17 protein-coding genes are annotated in these 14,743 nt (G+C 68.2%); 14 read left to right on the plus strand and 3 right to left on the minus strand.

Annotated features, from left to right (window positions below):
• Nucleotides 1-4 precede the first annotated feature (4 nt).
• Together cysK (QNO12_RS04255) and cysK (QNO12_RS04260) are read right to left on the minus strand one after the other, a co-directional pair.
• Nucleotides 5-955, minus strand: coding sequence for a cysteine synthase A (cysK, locus tag QNO12_RS04255; RefSeq protein WP_257502807.1), 951 nt, complete (start codon nucleotides 953-955; stop codon nucleotides 5-7).
• 26 nt (nucleotides 956-981) lie between these two features.
• On the minus strand, nucleotides 982-1,920 hold the full coding sequence (gene cysK / locus QNO12_RS04260) for a cysteine synthase A (protein ID WP_257502806.1): 939 nt from the start codon (nucleotides 1,918-1,920) through the stop codon (nucleotides 982-984).
• A 124-nt stretch (nucleotides 1,921-2,044) separates the two neighbouring features.
• On the opposite strand from cysK (QNO12_RS04260), the gene prmC reads away from it, so the two are divergent.
• The 13 genes from prmC (at nucleotide 2,045) to QNO12_RS04325 (ending at nucleotide 13,174) form a co-directional block, all read left to right on the plus strand.
• On the plus strand, nucleotides 2,045-2,926 hold the full coding sequence (gene prmC / locus QNO12_RS04265; protein WP_257502805.1) for a peptide chain release factor N(5)-glutamine methyltransferase: 882 nt from the start codon (nucleotides 2,045-2,047) through the stop codon (nucleotides 2,924-2,926).
• Nucleotides 2,927-2,970: 44 nt separating this feature from the next.
• Nucleotides 2,971-3,765, plus strand: a complete 795-nt coding sequence (locus tag QNO12_RS04270; RefSeq protein ID WP_257502804.1) for an L-threonylcarbamoyladenylate synthase — start codon at nucleotides 2,971-2,973, stop codon at nucleotides 3,763-3,765.
• Nucleotides 3,762-4,940, plus strand: coding sequence for an MraY family glycosyltransferase (locus tag QNO12_RS04275; protein WP_257502803.1), 1,179 nt, complete (start codon nucleotides 3,762-3,764; stop codon nucleotides 4,938-4,940). The genes QNO12_RS04270 and QNO12_RS04275 overlap by 4 nt, the downstream gene beginning before the upstream one ends.
• Nucleotides 4,937-5,446: a Cg1360 family ATP-synthase-associated protein gene (locus tag QNO12_RS04280; RefSeq protein ID WP_257502802.1), complete on the plus strand. Its 510-nt coding sequence runs from the start codon at nucleotides 4,937-4,939 to the stop codon at nucleotides 5,444-5,446. Before QNO12_RS04275 ends, QNO12_RS04280 begins: the two co-directional genes overlap by 4 nt.
• A 142-nt stretch (nucleotides 5,447-5,588) precedes the next feature.
• Entirely contained in the window at nucleotides 5,589-6,383 is a 795-nt protein-coding gene (gene atpB, locus QNO12_RS04285) for a F0F1 ATP synthase subunit A (protein ID WP_257502801.1), read from the plus strand.
• A gap of 46 nt (nucleotides 6,384-6,429) precedes the next feature.
• Nucleotides 6,430-6,666 (plus strand): ATP synthase F0 subunit C, encoded by a 237-nt coding sequence (gene atpE / locus QNO12_RS04290; RefSeq protein ID WP_257502800.1) that lies wholly within the window; start codon nucleotides 6,430-6,432, stop codon nucleotides 6,664-6,666.
• A gap of 27 nt (nucleotides 6,667-6,693) precedes the next feature.
• Nucleotides 6,694-7,260: a F0F1 ATP synthase subunit B gene (locus tag QNO12_RS04295; protein WP_257502799.1), complete on the plus strand. Its 567-nt coding sequence runs from the start codon at nucleotides 6,694-6,696 to the stop codon at nucleotides 7,258-7,260.
• Nucleotides 7,260-8,051 carry a F0F1 ATP synthase subunit delta gene (locus QNO12_RS04300; RefSeq protein ID WP_257502798.1) on the plus strand — a complete coding sequence of 264 codons (792 nt, stop codon included), beginning with the start codon at nucleotides 7,260-7,262 and terminating at the stop codon, nucleotides 8,049-8,051. Before QNO12_RS04295 ends, QNO12_RS04300 begins: the two co-directional genes overlap by 1 nt.
• Nucleotides 8,052-8,129: 78 nt before the next feature.
• Nucleotides 8,130-9,770: a F0F1 ATP synthase subunit alpha gene (gene atpA / locus QNO12_RS04305; RefSeq protein ID WP_257502797.1), complete on the plus strand. Its 1,641-nt coding sequence runs from the start codon at nucleotides 8,130-8,132 to the stop codon at nucleotides 9,768-9,770.
• Between the two features lie 18 nt (nucleotides 9,771-9,788).
• Nucleotides 9,789-10,685 (plus strand): F0F1 ATP synthase subunit gamma, encoded by an 897-nt coding sequence (locus QNO12_RS04310; RefSeq protein WP_257502796.1) that lies wholly within the window; start codon nucleotides 9,789-9,791, stop codon nucleotides 10,683-10,685.
• Nucleotides 10,686-10,711: 26 nt separating this feature from the next.
• Nucleotides 10,712-12,160, plus strand: a complete 1,449-nt coding sequence (atpD, locus tag QNO12_RS04315) for a F0F1 ATP synthase subunit beta (protein WP_257502795.1) — start codon at nucleotides 10,712-10,714, stop codon at nucleotides 12,158-12,160.
• 2 nt (nucleotides 12,161-12,162) lie between these two features.
• The gene (locus QNO12_RS04320; RefSeq protein WP_257502794.1) at nucleotides 12,163-12,423 is read left to right on the plus strand and encodes a F0F1 ATP synthase subunit epsilon; all 261 of its coding nucleotides are present in this window, start codon (nucleotides 12,163-12,165) and stop codon (nucleotides 12,421-12,423) included.
• A 1-nt stretch (nucleotide 12,424) separates the two neighbouring features.
• A complete protein-coding gene (locus QNO12_RS04325; protein ID WP_257502793.1) occupies nucleotides 12,425-13,174 on the plus strand; it encodes a YaaA family protein in 750 nt (249 codons plus the stop codon).
• Nucleotides 13,175-13,178: 4 nt separating this feature from the next.
• Here the strand turns inward: QNO12_RS04325 and QNO12_RS04330 are convergent, their stop codons facing one another.
• Nucleotides 13,179-13,682, minus strand: coding sequence for a DUF4282 domain-containing protein (locus QNO12_RS04330; RefSeq protein WP_257502792.1), 504 nt, complete (start codon nucleotides 13,680-13,682; stop codon nucleotides 13,179-13,181).
• Nucleotides 13,683-13,856: 174 nt separating this feature from the next.
• Here QNO12_RS04330 and QNO12_RS04335 point away from each other — a divergent pair, with 174 nt between their 5' ends.
• Complete coding sequence (locus tag QNO12_RS04335; RefSeq protein WP_257502791.1) at nucleotides 13,857-14,642, plus strand: DUF5684 domain-containing protein; 786 nt, start codon at nucleotides 13,857-13,859, stop codon at nucleotides 14,640-14,642.
• Nucleotides 14,643-14,743: the final 101 nt, after the last annotated feature.

Raw genomic sequence — 14,743 nt, forward strand, 5'->3', positions numbered from 1 at the left:
TCGCTCACTTCGCGGGCTCCGGATCGCGCAGGTGCTCGTAGAGCGCGGTGGAGAGGTATCGCTCACCGGCGTCCGGGACGATCACGACGATGCGCTTCCCGTCCGCCTCCGGACGTGCTGCGATCTGCAGAGCCGCCCACACCGCGGCACCCGCCGACATGCCGGCCAGGATCCCCTCGCGGGTGGCCAGTTCCCGGGCGACCCGGATGGCGTCGTCGAACTCGACGTCGACGATCTCGTCGATGACCGAGCGGTCCAGCACGTCCGGGACGAAGTTCGGGCCGATGCCCTGGATGCGGTGCCCGCCCGCGCGACCCTCGCTCAGCACAGGCGAGTCCTTCGGCTCGACGACGACGATCTTGACGTCGGGATTGCGCTGCTTGAGCACCTGGCCGACACCGGTGACGGTGCCGCCGGTCCCGGAGCCGGCGGCGAAGTAGTCCACATTCCCGTCGGTGTCCCGCCAGATCTCCTCCGCCGTCGTGCGGCGGTGGATCTCGGCGTTCGCAGCGCTGTCGAACTGGCGGGCCAGGACCGCGCCGGCCGTCTCGGCAGCGATCCGCTCGGCGGTCGCGACGGCCTCGGTCATGCCCTTGTGCGGATCCGTCAGCACCAGCTGCGCACCGTACGCCTTCAGCAGGGTGCGGCGCTCCTTGGACATCGACGCCGGCATCGTGAGGATCACCTTGTACCCCCGGGCGGCGCCGATCAGGGCCAGCGAGATCCCGGTGTTGCCGCTGGTGGATTCGACGATGGTGCCGCCGGGCTGCAGTTCGCCCGAGGCCTCGAGGGCTTCGACGAGAGCGAAACCCAGGCGATCCTTGACGCTCGAGCCCGGGTTGTAGAACTCCAGCTTGGCCAGCACCTCGCCGCCCAGATCCTTCGTGAGCGCGTTCAGCCGCACCAACGGAGTATCGCCGAACGCGGAGGTGATGTCGGGGTGGATGCCGGGCACGGAACGCCCTTTCTGGAGGTGAGGGCTCAGTCTTCGCGAAGGTCTTCGTACAGCGCGGTCGAGAGGTAGCGCTCCCCGTAGGACGGGACGATCACGACGATGTTCTTTCCGGCGGCCTCGGGACGGGCGGCGACCTGCAGGGCGGCCCAGATCGCGGCGCCGGAGGAGATGCCCACCAGGATGCCGTCCTGGACGCCGACGGCACGCGCCGTCGCGATGGCGTCGGGGAATTCGACGTCGATGACCTCGTCGATGACGCTGCGGTCGAGGATCGGCGGGATGAAGTTCGCTCCGATGCCCTGGATCTTGTGCGGTCCGGCCGTGCCTTTGGTCAGAAGCGGGGAGTCCGCCGGCTCGACGGCGATCACCTTCGCATCCGGCACGCGCTCCTTGAGCACCTGGCCCACCCCGGTGATCGTGCCGCCGGTGCCGATGCCGGCGACGAAATAGTCGACCTTGCCGTCGGTGTCGCGGATGATCTCCTCGGCGGTGGTGCGGCGGTGGATGGCGACGTTCGCCTCGTTCTCGAACTGCCGCGCCAGGAACGCGCCGGGGGTCTCCGCGACGATCTCCTCGGCCTTGGCCAGCGCACCTTTCATGCCGCCCGCAGGGTCGGTCAGGACAAGCTGCGCGCCGTACGCCTTCAGCAGCAGTCGGCGCTCCATCGACATCGACGAGGGCATGGCCAGGATGACCCGGTAGCCCCGGGCGGCGCCGACCATCGCCAGCGCGATGCCCGTGTTGCCGCTGGTCGCCTCGACGATGGTGCCGCCCGGGGGCAGCGCGCCGGACGCTTCGGCGGCGTCCACGATCGCGATGCCGATGCGGTCCTTGACGCTGGCCGCCGGGCTGTAGAACTCGAGCTTCGCGAGGACGACACCGTCGACGCCCTCGGCCACGCGGTTGAGGCGGACGAGCGGGGTGTCGCCGAACGCGGAGGTGATATCGGAGTGGATGCCGGACATGTCGGGCCTTTCACAGTGCCATCGTGTGCGCACCAGCCTACGGGGAGCAGGTGCGTCCGGGGCGATCCATGACGCCGGCGCCGGCCGGGACGCGACCTGGACCGGCATAGGCTGTATGCCGCTCATGTCCTCGCCCTCCGCTTCCGCCGCATCGCTCGCGGCTGCCCTCCGCAGCGCGACCGAGCGGCTCACGCGCGCCGGCATCGCGGACGCGTCGGTGGATGCCGAGCTGCTGGCGGCGCACATCCTGGGCACCGGCCGCGGAGCGGTCCAAGCGGCCGCGATCCGCGGCGACGCCATCGACGCGCAGGACGCCCGGCGTCTGGACGAGCTGGTCGCGCGACGGGAGACCCGGGAACCGCTCCAGCATCTGACCGGCGCCGCACCGTTCCGCCACCTCGAGCTGCGCGTCGGGCCCGGCGTCTTCGTCCCCCGGCCGGAGACGGAGATCGTGGCGCAGCTGGCGATCGACGCACTGTCGGCCGCGGCATCCCCGGCGCCCATCGCCGTGGACCTGGGGACCGGCAGCGGTGCACTCGCCCTCGCGATGGCGACCGAGGTGCCGCACTCCCGTGTCTTCGCCGCCGAGAACTCCGTCGAGGCGTTCGTGTGGGCGAGGCAGAACTTCGCGCTGGTCGGCGCGGACAACGCGCGCGTCGCGTTCGTCGACATCGAGCGGGCCTTCCCGGAGCTGAACGGTCAGGTCTCCGTCGTTGCGTCCAACCCTCCCTACGTTCCGGATGCCGCGATCCCGCGCGACCCCGAGGTGCGACTGTTCGATCCCCCCGCCGCCCTGTACGGCGGAGCGGACGGACTGGACGTGGTCCGCGTGGTCAGTCGCGTCGGTCTGCGTCTGGCGCATCCGGGCGGCAGCCTCGTGATCGAGCACGGCGAGTGGCAGGGCGCGGCTATCCGGGAGCTGCTCACCGCCGACGGCTGGCGAGCGGCCTCGACCCACCCCGACCTCACCTCGCGCGACCGCGCGACCACCGCGATCGCGCCCTGAGTCGGAGAGGGCCGCGACACCGGCCCGGCTAGACTGGCCCGGACATGTCCCCTGTATTCGACTGCCGTGACGAGGCGCAGCTGCTGGCCGGGATGCGCCAAGCGCGCCAGGCCATCGGCAGGGGCGAACTGGTCGTGCTCCCGACCGACACGGTCTACGGCGTCGCGGCGGACGCCTTCAGCGCCCGCGCGGTCCAGCGCCTGCTGGAAGCCAAGGGCCGCGGGCGTTCCTCGCCTCCGCCGGTGCTCGTGGCAGGCCTCGCCACGCTGCGCGCCCTGGTGGCCGAGGTCCCGGCGCCGGTCGAACGGCTCGTGGAGGCGTTCTGGCCGGGCGGGCTGACGATCGTGCTGCCTGCGCAGCCGTCGCTGTCCTGGGACCTGGGCGACACGCAGGGCACCGTCGCGGTCCGGATGCCCGCCAACAATCTGGCCCTCGAGCTGCTGGAGGAGACCGGGCCGCTCGCGGTCTCCAGCGCCAACCTGACCGGAAAGCCCGCCGCGATCCTGGCCTGGGACGCGCAGAACATGCTCGGCGACAGCGTTGCGGTGTACCTCGACGGCGGGCCCTCCGCCACCGGCATCGCCTCGACCATCATCGATGCGACCAGCCTCGTCAGCGGCAGCGCCGACGTGGAACCCGTGATCCGCGTCCTGCGCGAGGGGGCGATCGACCGGGCGGCCCTGCGCGAGATCGTCGGCGACCTGCTCGAGCCCGACCCCGTCCGCGAGCCGGACGACACGTTCATCCCGTCGCTGCCGGACGCCCCTGAGACCGTCGGCCCGGACGGCGGCCGGGGGGCAGGGGGTTCCGGGCTGAGCCCCGAACAGGGCAGCGCGTGAAGCAGTACATCTTCACCATCCTGTTCACGGCGGCCGTGACCCTGTCGCTGTCCTGGGCGGTGTGGCGACTGAGCCTGAAATACAAGCTGTATCCCGGCATCCGCGAGCGCGACGTCCACAAGACCCCGACGCCGCGCCTGGGCGGGGTGGCGATGTTCCTCGGCGTGGTGGCCGCGTTCGCCGTGTCCTCGCAGCATCCGTATTTCGCGATCTTCTGGGTGGACCCGGCTCCCGTCTACGCGATCCTCGGCGCTGCGCTTCTCATCGTCGTCGTCGGAGTGGCCGACGATCTGTGGGATCTGGACTGGATGATCAAGCTGGGTGCCCAGTTCCTCGCCGCCGGCATCATCGCGTGGTTCGGGCAGCTGCAGATCTTCTCACTGCCGATCGGCGGGCTGATCATCGGCTCCAGCTGGGTGAGCTTCACGCTCACCGTCTTCTCGATCGTCGTCGTCATGAACGCGGTCAACTTCATCGACGGGCTGGACGGCCTGGTAGCGGGCGTCTGCCTGATCGCGAACGTGGTGTTCTTCGCGTACTCCTACATCCTGGTCCGCGACACCGGGTCCAGCACCTACTTCAACCTCGCATCCTTCATCGCAGCCGTGCTGATCGGCGCGTGCATCGGGTTCCTGCCGCTGAACTGGAGCCCGGCGAAGCTGTTCATGGGCGACTCCGGTGCGCTTCTGCTCGGTCTGCTGATGGCCTGCTCGGCCATCGCGATCACCGGCCAGCTCGAACCGGCCGTGCTGGACCCCGAAGGGTTCGGCCGCTCACAGCTGCTCGGTGCCTTCATCCCGATCCTGCTGCCCGTGGTGGTGGTGCTGCTGCCACTGCTGGATTTCGGTCTGGCGGTGGTGCGCCGCATGGCCGCTGGCAAGTCCCCGTTCTCGCCCGACCGCAAGCACCTGCATCACCGGATGCTGGACATGGGCCACACCGACCGCGACGCGGTCCTGATCTTCTACGCGTGGACGGCGGTGTTCAGCCTCGCCGTGCTCCTGATGTACATCGGCACGCGGGAGAACTGGATCGGCCAGTACTGGATCGGCGTGGCCTTCGCCCTCGTCGGCGCCGCCGCCTGTCTCGTCGTCACCCTGCTGCCCACGTGGCGGCGCAAGCCCGCCGTCCTCGCCCCGAGCGATGACACCCCGACCCTGGAGGCCGCTCGATGAGTGCCCACACCGTCTCAAGCACACCGATCCTGCGTGCCACGCTGCTCTGGTCCGGGGTGGTCGCCGCGGTCCTCGCGGTCATCGGCGCGGTTGCCGGCTATCTCGCCGACGGGGTGACCGGCATGTGGAGCGCATTGATCGGCGTCCTGATCGCCGCAGTCTTCCTCGCGATCACCGGCGCCAGCATCCTGATCGCGAACCGCTGGTACGGCGATCCGCTCTATGTGCCGGTGTTCTTCGGGATCGTGCTGGGCGGCTGGATCCTCAAGCTGATCGTGTTCATCGTGGCACTCCTGGTCCTGCGCGGACAGCCGTGGATCAGCCCGGTGATCTTCTTCATCGCGGTCGTCGTCAGCGTGCTCGCCTCGCTCGTGGTCGATGTCATCGTGCTCACCAGAATGCGCGTCCCCACGGTCAGCGATGCGTCGCTGCCCACCGAGGTGGTCGACGAAACGGCGCCCCCGACGAAGTCGGCGACGCCGCGCACCCCGCCTGCGGATTCTTGAGCCCCGTTCGTTTGCTAGGGTAATAATGCGCCCGCCCACTCACCCGTGAGTGCTTGCGGAGTGACTCTCACCGACCATCGTCACAACGATTAATCTCGTTGCCCCGAAGCTGGAGCCAGCGCTGTTACTTCAAGCCGCGACCATGATCGCCACTGCAGTCGAATCGGACGATAGCGGTTTCCACGCGCCGTCGATCTGGGAATTCTTCCCCAACGCCATCCTCTTCGAGGGCACATGGTTCGAGCTGACCAGGATCAACCTGATCCAGATCCTCGCCACCGTCGCCATCGTCGTGATCTTCTGGCTCGGCACCCGCCGGATGAAGGTCGTGCCTGGGCGGTTCCAGAGCCTCGTCGAGATGGGGCTGGACTTCGTCCGCGTCAACATCGCGCACGACCTCCTCGGCAAGAAGGACGGGGATCGCTTCCTCCCCATCCTGACCACCATCTTCTTCATGATCCTGTTCATGAACCTGACCGGGATCATCCCGTTCCTGAACATCGCCGGAACGAGCATCATCGCGGTGCCGCTGCTGCTGGCGATCATCTCGTACGTCACGTTCATCTACGCCGGCGTCAAGAAGAGCCCCAAGAACTTCTTCAAGAACTCGCTGTTCCCCGCGGGTGTGCCGTGGCCGATCTACATCATCGTCACGCCGATCGAGTTCATCTCGACCTTCATCGTCCGGCCCGTCACGCTGACGCTCCGACTGCTGATGAACATGATGGTCGGCCACCTGCTGCTGGTGCTGTTCTTCGCAGCGACCCAGTTCTTCTTCTTCACGGCCGGAGGCTGGTGGTCGCTCCTCGGAGTCGGATCGCTCGCATTCGGATTCGTGTTCACCCTGTTCGAACTCCTGGTGGCAGTCCTCCAGGCGTACGTCTTCGCCCTCCTCACCGCGGTGTACATCCAGCTCGCGGTGGCGGAAGAGCACTGATCCCGGGTCGGCCCAGCCACCCGACAACCGAAAGGAAAACCAACTCGTGGACTCAACTACGGTTCTGGCCGAGGTCTCCGGCAGCATCGCGACCGTCGGATACGGCCTCGCCGCCATCGGGCCCGCCATCGGCGTCGGCATCGTCGTCGGCAAGACGATCGAGGGTGTCGCCCGTCAGCCTGAGCTCGCAGGTCGCCTGCAGGTGCTCATGTGGATCGGTATCGCCTTCACCGAGGCGCTCGCCTTCATCGGCATCGCCACAGCCTTCATCTTCGGCTACTGAACCTCGACGACGACTTAAGGAGACAGGATGCTGAACGCTCTTGTCACATTCGCCGCAGAGGGAGGCGAGGCTGAGCCGAGCCCTCTGCTGCCGGCGATCTATGACATCGTCTGGTCGGCGGTGTGCTTCATCGTCATCCTCTTCATCTTCTGGAAGGTCGCCCTTCCCCGGATGAAGAAGCTGCTCGACGAACGCGCAGCCGCGATCGAAGGCAACATCGAGATGGCAGCCGAGGCGCAGAGCAAGGCTGAGGCCGCGCTCGAGGCCTACACTGCCCAGCTCGCCGGTGCCCGCACCGAGGCCGGGGAGATCCGCGAAGCCGCCCGCGAGGACGGCAGGAAGATCCTCACCGAGGCGAAGGAAGCAGCATCCTCTGAGGCGGCCCGCATCGCTGCGAGTGCGCGTGCGCAGATCGAGGCGGAGCGCCAGTCGGCGTTCGTGTCGCTGCGTTCCGAGGTCGGAACGCTCGCCCTCGACCTCGCCGGCGGTGTCATCGGGGAGACCCTCTCCGACGACGCCAAGGCACAGTCCGTCGTGGACCGCTTCCTCGCCGAGCTCGAGGCGTCCGAGACCGCTCAGAAGGCGTCGAGCTAATGGGCAGCGCGACCACTCAGGCCACTGCGGCAGCGACGGCGGCGCTGGCCGTCGTACCCGCCGTCGACATCGACACCGCCCGCGAGCTGTTCGCGGCGGCGCATGCCGTCGGGGACTCGCCGCAGCTGAGCGGCGCGCTGGCCGATTCGTCCGCGGCCGACTCGGCGCGCTCGAACGTCGTGGCGGCCGTGTTCGGCCCGATCTTCCAGCCGGCCACGGTGACCCTGCTGCAGACGATCGTCGCTTCGCGCTGGTCCTCGGCATCCGATCTGGTGGACGGAATCGAAGAGCTCGCCATCCGCGCCGCCTCGCTCGCCGAGCCCGACGCTGACGTCGAGGGCGATCTGTTCCGGCTGTCCCGCCTGGTGGCGGAGAACCCCGAGCTCGAGCTCGCACTGGGCAGTCGCCTGGGTGACGAGTCGGCCAAGGGCGCCTTGATCGAGTCGCTGCTCGCGGGTCGCGCGAGTACGGCGGCGACGCTGATCGCGGCCTCCCTCGTCCAGCAGCAGCGCGAGCGCCGGGTCCGGCAGCTGCTGAACAGCGCGATGGATCTGGTTGCAGACCAGCGGGGGCGCACGGTGGCAACCGTCGTCGCGGCGCGGCCGCTCAGCCAGGCGCAGTCCGAGCGCCTGATCGCATTGCTGTCCCAGCGTTACGGCACCACCGTCTCGCTGAACACGGTGATCGACCCCACGGTCGTCGGCGGCCTGCGCGTGCAGATCGCGGACGACGTGATCGATGCGAGCGTCGCGGCACGACTCGCCGACCTGCGCCAGCGACTGGCTGGCTAGATAAGACTTCCCGCGCTGCTTCGAACCCGAAGCCGCACGGAGATTTGAGGCTCCGGCCTCACCGAACGAAGGAACACCATGGCAGATATCTCAATCAGCCCCGACGCCATTCGCGACGCGCTGAAGGACTTCGTCGCCGCGTATGAGCCCACGGGCGCGGCGGCGACCGAGGTCGGCACCGTCGTGGACGCAGCGGACGGCATCGCGCACCTCGAAGGCCTTCCGGGCGTCATGGCGAACGAGCTCGTCCGGTTCGCCGACGGCACCTCCGGTCTCGCACTGAACCTGGACGAGCACGAGGTCGGCGTCGTCGTCCTCGGCGAGTTCTCGGGCATCGAGGCCGGTCAGGAAGTCACCCGCACCGGCGAGGTCCTCTCCGTCGCGGTGGGCGACGGGTACCTCGGTCGCGTCGTCGACCCGCTCGGAAACCCCATCGACGGCCTCGGCGCCGTCGCGACGGAAGGTCGCCGGGCGCTCGAGCTGCAGGCCCCGGGCGTCATGCAGCGCAAGAGCGTGCACGAGCCCATGCAGACGGGCATCAAGGCGATCGACGCCATGATCCCGGTCGGCCGCGGTCAGCGTCAGCTGATCATCGGCGACCGCCAGACCGGCAAGACGGCCATCGCGATCGACACGATCATCAACCAGAAGGCCAACTGGGAATCCGGCGACGTCCAGAAGCAGGTCCGCTGCATCTACGTCGCAATCGGCCAGAAGGGCTCGACCATCGCGGCCGTCAAGGGCGCCCTGGAAGATGCCGGTGCGATGGAGTACACGACCATCGTCGCGGCTCCGGCATCCGACCCGGCCGGCTTCAAGTACCTGGCGCCGTACACCGGCTCGGCCATCGGCCAGCACTGGATGTACGACGGCAAGCACGTGCTGATCATCTTCGACGACCTCACCAAGCAGGCCGAGGCGTACCGTGCCGTGTCGCTGCTGCTGCGCCGCCCGCCGGGCCGCGAAGCGTACCCCGGTGACGTGTTCTACCTGCACTCCCGTCTGCTGGAGCGCTGTGCGAAGCTCTCCGACGAGCTGGGCGCCGGATCGATGACCGGTCTGCCGATCATCGAGACGAAGGCCAACGACGTGTCGGCCTACATCCCGACCAACGTCATCTCGATCACCGACGGTCAGATCTTCCTCCAGTCCGACCTGTTCAACGCCAACCAGCGTCCCGCGGTCGACGTGGGCATCTCGGTCTCCCGCGTGGGCGGTGACGCTCAGGTCAAGTCCATCAAGAAGGTCTCCGGCACGCTCAAGCTCGAGCTGGCCCAGTACCGCTCGCTCGAGGCGTTCGCGATGTTCGCCAGCGACCTGGACGCCGCATCGCGTCGTCAGCTGGCCCGCGGGGCCCGCCTGACCGAGCTGCTCAAGCAGCCGCAGTACTCGCCGTACCCCGTGGAGGAGCAGGTCGTCTCGATCTGGACCGGCACGAACGGCAAGCTGGACACCATCGAGGTCGAGGACGTCCTGCGGTTCGAGCGCGACCTGCTGGACCACGTCCGCCGCAACACGACGATCCTCGATCGCCTGCGCGAGACGAACGTGCTCGACGACGACACCGCGAGCGAGCTCGGCCGCGTTGTGGACGAGTTCACGCTGCAGTTCCAGGGCGGCAGCGGTCAGCACATCGACAACCCCGGCCACGAGGAATTCAAGGCCGCCGAGGTTGAGGACGTCAACCAGGAGCAGATCGTCAAGGGCCGCCGCAAGTAGCGGCGGCAGACACGGACTATGGGCGCACAACTGAGGGTCTACAAGCAGAAGATCAGCACTGCTCAGACGACCAAGAAGATCACCAAGGCGATGGAGCTCATCGCTGCATCGCGGATCCAGAAGGCGATGGCGCGCGTGCGCGCCTCGGCGCCGTTCGCGCGCGCTGTGACGCGGGCGGTTTCGGCCGTGGCCACGCACTCCAACATCGATCACCCGCTGACGACCGCGCGGGACGTGAAGTCCTCCGCGGTCGTGATCTTCGCGTCGGACCGCGGCCTGGCCGGCGCGTTCAACTCGCAGATCATGCGCGAGGGCCTGGAGCTGGCGACGCTGCTGCAGTCGCAGGGCAAGGAAGTGACCTACTACCTCGTCGGTCGCAAGGCGGTCGCCTTCTTCCAGTTCCGCCGCATCAAGAGCGAGGCCGAGTGGACCGGCGACACCGACACCCCTGAGTTCCGCTTCGCGGAGCAGATCTCCGGCACGCTGCTGGAGGCCTTCGAGCGGGGTTCGGAGCAGGGCGGCGTCGACGAGATCCATCTGGTCTACAACCGCTTCGTCAGCATGATGACGCAGACGCCCGAAACCGTGCGTCTGCTGCCCCTCGAGGTCGTCGAGGCCAGCGAGTCGCAGGCGGACGTGCAGGCATTCCCGCTCTACGAGTTCGAGCCGGATGCCGCGACCGTCCTGGACGCGCTCCTGCCGGTGTACATCCAGAGCCGCATCTTCAACGCCCTCCTGCAGTCCTCGGCTGCCAAGCACGCCGCTACGCAGAAGGCGATGAAGTCGGCCAGCGACAACGCCGACAAGCTCATCACCGACTACACCCGCCTGCGCAACAACGCGCGTCAGGCGGAGATCACCCAGCAGATCGCCGAGATCGTCGGCGGGGCCGACGCCCTGTCGTCGGCGAAGTAGAAACCACTCCGAAAGAGAAGAAGACAATGACCCCCACCGCTACCGCCGAACAGACCTTGGTCATCGGGCGCGTTGCGCGCGTCACCGGTCCGGTCGTCGACATCGAGTTCCCGCACGACTCGCTTCCCGACATCTACAACGCGCTCAAGACGACGATCACCATCGGCGACGAGTCGAACGAGATCACGCTCGAGGTCGCGCAGCACCTCGGCGACGACCTCGTTCGCGCGATCGCCCTGAAGCCCACCGACGGCGTCGTCCGCGGCCAGGAAGTGCGCGACACCGGCGGCCCGATCACCGTGCCCGTCGGCGACGTCACCAAGGGCAAGGTGTTCAACGTCATCGGCGAGGTCCTCAACGCCAAGCCGGGCGAGCAGATCGAGATCACCGAGCGCTGGGGCATCCACCGCAAGGCGCCCAGCTTCGACCTCCTCGAGTCCAAGACGCAGATGTTCGAGACCGGCATCAAGGTCATCGACCTGCTCACGCCGTACGTGCTGGGTGGGAAGATCGGCCTGTTCGGAGGCGCCGGTGTCGGCAAGACCGTCCTCATCCAGGAGATGATCCAGCGCGTCGCGCAGGACCACGGTGGCGTGTCCGTGTTCGCCGGTGTCGGTGAGCGCACGCGTGAGGGCAACGACCTGATCCACGAGATGGAGGAGGCCGGCGTCTTCGACAAGACCGCGCTGGTCTTCGGCCAGATGGACGAGCCGCCGGGGACGCGCCTGCGCGTGGCCCTGTCCGCCCTGACGATGGCGGAGTACTTCCGCGACGTCCAGGGCCAGGACGTGCTGCTGTTCATCGACAACATCTTCCGCTTCACTCAGGCCGGTTCCGAGGTCTCGACCCTGCTGGGCCGCATGCCGTCTGCGGTGGGCTACCAGCCGAACCTCGCCGACGAGATGGGCGTGCTCCAGGAGCGCATCACCTCCACGCGCGGTCACTCGATCACGTCGCTGCAGGCCATCTACGTCCCCGCGGACGACTACACCGACCCGGCGCCGGCGACCACCTTCGCCCACCTCGACGCGACCACCGAGCTGTCGCGTGAGATCGCGTCCAAGGGCCTGTACCCGGCCGTGGACCCGCTGACCTCGACGAGCCGCATCCTGGATCCGCGCTACATCGGCGCCGACCACTACCGGGTGGCGACCGCCGTCAAGCAGATCCTCCAGAAGAACAAGGAGCTGCAGGAGATCATCGCGATCCTCGGTGTGGACGAGCTGTCCGAAGAGGACAAGGTCGTCGTCTCGCGTGCGCGTCGCATCCAGCAGTTCCTCTCGCAGAACACCTACATGGCGAAGAAGTTCACGGGCGTCGAGGGTTCGACCGTTCCGATCGCCGAGACGATCGAGTCGTTCGACGCGATCGTGAAGGGTGATTTCGACCACGTGGCCGAGCAGGCGTTCTTCAACGTCGGCGGCATCTCGGACGTCGAGGAGAACTGGGCTCGTATCCAGAAGGAGAACGGCTGATCATGGCGCTCACCGTCAACCTCGTCGCGGCCGACCACGAGGTCTGGTCCGGCGAGGCGAGCCTCGTCGTGGCCAGGACCGTCCTCGGCGAGATCGGCATCATGACCGGTCACGAGCCCATCCTGGGTGTGCTCGCGGCCGGCGAGGTGCGCATCACGCTCGAAGACGGCAACAAGATCGTGGCCAACGCACAGGACGGCTTCCTCTCCGTCGAGAACGACGTCGTCACCATCGTCGCGGGCAACGCGGCGATCATGCGGTAGCTTGCTCGTTCTGCTGCCCCCCTCCGAGACCAAACGGTCCGGAGGGGGTTCGGCGTCTCTGGACCTGGAGGCCCTCGCCCTGCCCGGACTGCATCCGCAGCGCGAACTGGTCCTCGACGCTCTCATTTCGCTGTCGGCCGATGCCGCGGCGGCGGCGCGCGCGCTCGGCCTCGGAGCCACGCAGCACCACGAGGTCGCACGCAACGCCGTCTTGCGCTCCGCACCGACGATGCCGGCCATCGACCGCTACACCGGGGTGCTCTACGACGCGCTGGACGCGGCATCCCTGGACGCCCCGGCCCGGCGCTGGCTCGGAGCGAACACGCTCATCCATACCGCGCCGCTCGGACCGGTCGGCGCGCTGGATCGCATTCCGGCGTACCGGCTCGGCGCCGGCGTCTCGCTGCCGGGCGCGCCGCCGCTCCGACGTGTGTGGGCGGATGCGGTGACTGCGGCGCTGAGCGCATCACCCTCGCGCTTCGTGCTCGACCTGCGCTCGGAGGCCTACGTCGCGCTGGGACCCGTGCCGACATCGCTCCCGTCGGTGTACGTGCGCGTCGTCAGCGAAGGGCCCGAGGGCACCGTGCGCGCACTGAACCACTTCAACAAGCACGCGAAGGGTGCACTGGTGCGCGCGCTGGCGGACAGCCGCCCGCGGATCGGCTCGGTGCGCGCGTTCAGCCGCTGGGCGGATGCCGCCGGCCTGAGGACCCGCTCAGGCAGAACGGGCGAACTCCAGCTGTTCGCCTGAGGGGTCAGCGCCGCAGGGTGTCCCGGGTGTTCTCCGCCGTGCGCTCGGTGTTCTCGGCGATCGCGATCAGCGCGACGACCGCCTCGATCACGAAGCGGAGCACGACGACCGCCAGGAACGTCACGATCGGGACGATGATGAGCGTCGCCACGATCAGTGAGATCCCGGCACCGACGTTGAAGAACAGCGCGGAGATGCCGTTGACCAGCCCGGTGACGAAGTAGACGATGAAGCCGATGGCGATCGCGACGAGCCCGACGAGATAGAACACGCTCGCCAGGCGGCGTGTGATGAACGTCCGGAACGACAGGTCGAAGAGGGCTCGGAAGAACCCCCGGCTCACGTCGTCGAACTCTCCGCCGAGTGAGCTCGGCACGCCGGTGTCGTCAGGGTCTGCCCCTGGATCGTAGGTCGGCGAGGCGGTCGTGACCGGTTCCGCCGCGCGTGCGGCCTGGGCGGCGGGCTGGCTGGGAAGTGGTGGGGGCGTGGGGGTCGTCGAGTCGGTCATGTGGGTCCTTCCACGTCGTCTGGGGGTCCCCGCAAGGCTAGCGACCGGCGACACGTGTGGCGAGTATCGACCAATGCCTGCGCGGTCACCCCCGCCGTCGCTAGCATGTGACCAGCAGGGCGGATGCCTCGCCGACGTGGTGCACGTCGTCGTTCGTCTCTGGGAAGGACGCTCATGTACGACTATCCCGACGGGTCCCTGATCGCGATCTGGGCCGCTTTCGCATTCTTCTGGGTGATTTTCGCGCTCGGCTTCTACATTCTCAGTTCCATCTTCCTGATGAAGATCTTCGATAAAGCGGGCGTGCAGGGCAGGTGGCGGGCGTGGGTGCCCGTCTACAACACGATGGTCTTCAGCAAGCTCGGAGACCTGAGTCCCTGGTTGATCCTGATCGCGATCGGCGCATCGATCCTGCTCGGCTGGATTCCGGTGCTCGGCTGGCTGGTCGGCCTGGCGACCCTCGCGGTGACTCTGCTGGCCGCGTGGCGGGTGGGACTGAAGCTGCAGAAGGAGCCGGTCTGGCTGATCCTCTACTTCTTCCTGAGCATCGTGTGGCTGGGTATCCTCGCCTTCGACAGGTCGCGCTGGAACCCGGCCGTGCCCCCCGCGCCGTGGGCGAACAACTCGTTCCTCGCCGACCGTACGGTCTGGGCCGGAGTCCCGAACCAGACACCGGTGGGCGGTTACCAGTCCGAAGGCATGCAGTATCCCGCCCCCGGGGCCTACCCGCCGCCGCCGGCAGGCTACGCGCCGCCGCCGCCGGCAGGGTACGCGCCCCCGCCGCCGCCCGCCGGGTACGCGCCGCCTCCGGCCCCTCCCGGCTACACGCCGCCCCCGGCGCCCCCGGCCGCGGGGCCGTCCGCCCCGGAACCGCCCGCTGCTCCGCCTGCGGCGCCCGAGCCGCCGGCCGCGCCCGAGCCGCCCACGACGCCCCCCGCGCCGGAACGCCCGCAGGGCTAGCTGTATCCGGCTGAGACGTTGGTGACGGTTCGGGTCTTGCGGTGAGGAGAACCTCCGGGGCTTAGTGGAAGTGCTTACGTTCCCTAATCTCCCCGGAGGTT

The sequence above is a fragment of the Microbacterium sp. zg-B185 genome, from assembly GCF_030246885.1.
Taxonomy (GTDB): Bacteria; Actinomycetota; Actinomycetes; order Actinomycetales; family Microbacteriaceae; genus Microbacterium.